This is a genomic window from Sphingopyxis indica (assembly GCF_900188185.1).
In the GTDB taxonomy this organism is placed as follows: Bacteria; Pseudomonadota; Alphaproteobacteria; order Sphingomonadales; family Sphingomonadaceae; genus Sphingopyxis; species Sphingopyxis indica.
Map to the genome: position 1 here is coordinate 1 of NZ_FZPA01000033.1, position 3,264 is coordinate 3,264.

Genomic DNA, 3,264 nt, shown 5'->3' on the forward strand with positions numbered 1-3,264 from the left:
TTCCTTTGGTTCGTTGCAAAACCGCTGAATCAACGACTTGGGCGCGCGTCAAGCTAACCCGCTGACACCACTCAACTTAATTTCGGATCAGGCTCATAGACCGAATCAAACCGCACCAGCGTTGTAAATAGCCGCCAATCAGCCTCGGTTATCACATCGCCGGTGAGATATCTCTGGGAAGAGAGCGTGTCTTCAAGCCAGTCGAGCGTATCAAAAAGTGGGACAACCGCCTCTTCGTAAGCGTCCTGGGTCGTAGCAAAACCAGATTTGTAGACGCCGTTATTGAGAGTTTCGTAAATTCTCTTGTTCAGGTCATCGATTTTTTGGCGACGTATATTAGGGTAGTAGTCTCCCTTTGCTGCGCCAACAGCGTCGAATGCGTTATTGAACATTCGAATAATCTCTGAAGACTCATTCGAAACAATGGTTTGTTGCGCTTTATCCCACAGCACCGGAACTGTAACGCGACCAGTGTAGGATGGGTTTGCCTTTATATAGATCTCGTAGAGAAAATTCGCCTCGCCCAGATTATCACCGACAAGACCGTCACTATCCCTTTCAAAAGTCCAGCCGTTCTCGCCCATAAACCAATGGACCACAGAAACACCTATCATGCCCTCCAACCCCTTGAGCGTGCGCATGATCAAGGTGCGGTGAGCCCATGGACAGGCCAAGCTGACGTAAAGATGATAGCGCCCCGCTTCGGCCACGAAACCGCCTTCGCCGGTCGGACCAGGCTTGCCGTCAGCCGTTATCCAGTTGCGAAAAGCGCTATCCTTGCGGACGAACCGCCCGCCTGTTGACTGGGTATCATACCATTGATCATGCCAGACACCGTCGATCAGCAAGCCCATAAGTCGATCCTCCAATTGTGACCGGGCCGCAAGCGAAATGCGACCCGGTCAAGCCGAGTGTCAGTCAGACAGTTTCTCGGCGGTCCTTGCGACGCGTGCTCCGAGATAACGGGCACCGGCAAGTTCTTCCTCGTCCGGCTGACGGCTGCCATCTCCTCCGGCAATCGTTGTCGCGCCGTACGGCGCACCCCCTCGGACTTTGTCGTGACCCATCTGGCCGGCGAACCCGTAATCAAGTCCAACGATGGTCATGCCGAAATGCAGCATGTTGGTGATGAGCGAGAACAGGGTGGTTTCTTGTCCGCCATGTTGCGAAGCGGTCGAAGTGAACGCTGCACCGACCTTGCCGTTGAGCGCGCCACGTGCCCAAAGGCCGCCAGCCTGATCGAGGAATGCAGCCATTTGAGAGGATAGCCGGCCAAAGCGCGTGCCGGTGCCGATGACGATCGCATCGTAGTTCTCGAGATCGTCCACCGTTGCAACAGGGGCGGCTTGCTCAAGCTTAAAATGTGCGCCCCTTGCGACGTCTTCGGGCACCGTTTCGGGCACGCGCTTGATGTCCACGATGGCCCCCGCCTCGCGGGCACCCGCAGCGACAGCTTCAGCCATGTTTTCGATATGGCCGTAGGTCGAGTAATAAAGAACAAGAACTTTAGGCATGGGGTAACTTCCTTTCGAAGTGAGGGCTGGTCAGTTTACGAAGGCGCAGGAATCTCAATGAAATGCGCGGTGGGTGTTGCACGCATCGAGCTGGGTTGAGGCCGCGTTCGGACCGATGTTTCGTGCGTACACGAACGGTGGCCTCAATAACGCGTTAGCCGTTGCGCTTCGTGGGATCGCCCAGGGCATAGGCGCCATCGCCGAGCATGGACTGCACAATCAGGACAAGCGACCAGAAGACCGGAAATTCCCAACCGCCGCCCGGATTGGAAAAGAGCAAGCCATTGCCCGCATGCGGTATGATCGAACCAAGCAGGATCGGCAACGCGGCAAGCGCCGCCCATCGTGTCATAAAACCCAACACAAGCGCCAAACCGAGCACGACCTCACCAGCCATGACCGGATAGGCCAGAATTCCGGGGAAACCGATGCTCTCAAAAAAGCCGACAGTGCCTGCCGGCGTAAATACGAATACCTTGATCAGCCCGTGAGTGAGGAGAAAGCCTCCACTCGCGACCCGCAGCAGGGCGATAGCACGCGAAGCCGTTTGAGATTGTGTCATTGCTGAACCTCCAATGTCGTTGGCGACCTCCTACCTCTCATCGAACGGGCATGAAATTCTCAAATATTGACTAGCGTCCATGCGTTTTCGTATAATTGGGGATGGACTGGGACGACCTCCGCACCTTTCTCGCTATTGCCCGCCACGGAACATTGTCCGGCGCTGCCCGAGCATTGGGCGTAACCCAGCCGACTATGGGGCGCAGGCTTGCCGCGATGGAAAGCCGAACCGGTGCTCGCCTGCTGCAACGGTTGCCTGGACGTTTTGCCCTGACTCCACTTGGTCAGAGCGTGCTCAGCAATGCTGAGCGGATCGAAGTCGAAGTGCTGTCAGCCGAGAGAACGATTACGGGGCGGGACGTAGCCCTTGAGGGTGTGGTGCGGATGACGACGGTCGATACGTTGGCTGCTCAGCTTGTCGTGCCCGCCTTGGCGGCCTTGCAGGAAAGGCACCCGGGGATAATCGTTGAGCTTGTACCCGATACGCGATCACTCAGCCTTTCCAAACGTGAAGCTGACATAGCATTACGCCTATCGCGCTTCGAAGGGCATGAAGTGGTCGCAAGGAAAGTCGGTTCGCTCGCGCTGGGTCTCTATGCGAGCCCAAAATGGCTAGAAGCCGAAGCGCTTGTCGAAGCACGCGTGATCACAGTGCTCGACGATCAAGCCCACCTTCCCGAAGCAAAGTGGCTGCACGCCCAGTTTCCCAACGCCGAGGTAGCATTGCGTTCCAATAGCCGAGACGTTCAAGTCTGGGCTGCAAAGTCTGGAATTGGTATAGCCGCCTTCGCCTGCTACTATGCTGAGGAAGAACCTGGCCTTGTCCGCTTGAAGCAGGATGTACCGAACCTAACTCGTGACATCTGGCTGGGCGTACACAGCGACATGCGTGACATGCCCCGCATTCGAGCGGTCATGGACGCGGTAATTAAGACGTTGCGTGACAAGAAGGCAGCCCTCGATCCCGTCCATTGAATTGGCCGGTAGGCAGAACTGCTCGAAAGCGAAATGTCATCTCTTCACCGTCGCATCTCTACTCCATTTCAACTGCCCATGCGCTCATCGATGAACATCGTCGTTGGTGTTGCCCCCGTTTAGAGCCTGATCCGAAATTAAGTTGAGTGGTGTCAGCGGGTTAGCTTGACGCGCGCCCAAGTCGTTGATTCAGCGGTTTTGCAACGAACCAAAG

4 protein-coding genes are annotated in these 3,264 nt (G+C 56.1%); 1 reads left to right on the forward strand and 3 read right to left on the reverse strand.

Going from position 1 to position 3,264, the window contains the following annotated elements:
* Positions 1–71: 71 nt before the first annotated feature.
* The 3 genes from CHB69_RS19505 to CHB69_RS19515 all read right to left on the reverse strand — a co-directional run bounded on the left by CHB69_RS19505 (position 72) and on the right by CHB69_RS19515 (position 2,076).
* The gene (locus tag CHB69_RS19505; RefSeq protein WP_089217554.1) at positions 72–854 is read right to left on the reverse strand and encodes a glutathione S-transferase family protein; all 783 of its coding nucleotides are present in this window, start codon (positions 852–854) and stop codon (positions 72–74) included.
* Between the two features lie 60 nt (positions 855–914).
* Positions 915–1,514: an NAD(P)H:quinone oxidoreductase gene (gene wrbA, locus CHB69_RS19510; RefSeq protein WP_021316557.1), complete on the reverse strand. Its 600-nt coding sequence runs from the start codon at positions 1,512–1,514 to the stop codon at positions 915–917.
* A gap of 154 nt (positions 1,515–1,668) precedes the next feature.
* Positions 1,669–2,076 (reverse strand): DoxX family protein, encoded by a 408-nt coding sequence (locus CHB69_RS19515; RefSeq protein WP_089217555.1) that lies wholly within the window; start codon positions 2,074–2,076, stop codon positions 1,669–1,671.
* A gap of 101 nt (positions 2,077–2,177) precedes the next feature.
* Between CHB69_RS19515 and CHB69_RS19520 the strand changes: the two genes are divergently transcribed.
* Complete coding sequence (locus CHB69_RS19520) at positions 2,178–3,050, forward strand: LysR family transcriptional regulator (RefSeq protein ID WP_089217556.1); 873 nt, start codon at positions 2,178–2,180, stop codon at positions 3,048–3,050.
* The last annotated feature ends 214 nt before the right edge of the window (positions 3,051–3,264 follow it).

What these genes read in the sequence shown, in the direction of transcription:
- CHB69_RS19505 (WP_089217554.1), bottom strand. Translation starts at nt 854, where the DNA reads ATGGGCTTGCTGATCGACGGTGTCTGGCATGATCAATGGTATGATACC.
- wrbA (WP_021316557.1), bottom strand. Translation starts at nt 1,514, where the DNA reads ATGCCTAAAGTTCTTGTTCTTTATTACTCGACCTACGGCCATATCGAA.
- CHB69_RS19515 (WP_089217555.1), bottom strand. Translation starts at nt 2,076, where the DNA reads ATGACACAATCTCAAACGGCTTCGCGTGCTATCGCCCTGCTGCGGGTC.
- CHB69_RS19520 (WP_089217556.1), top strand. Translation starts at nt 2,178, where the DNA reads ATGGACTGGGACGACCTCCGCACCTTTCTCGCTATTGCCCGCCACGGA.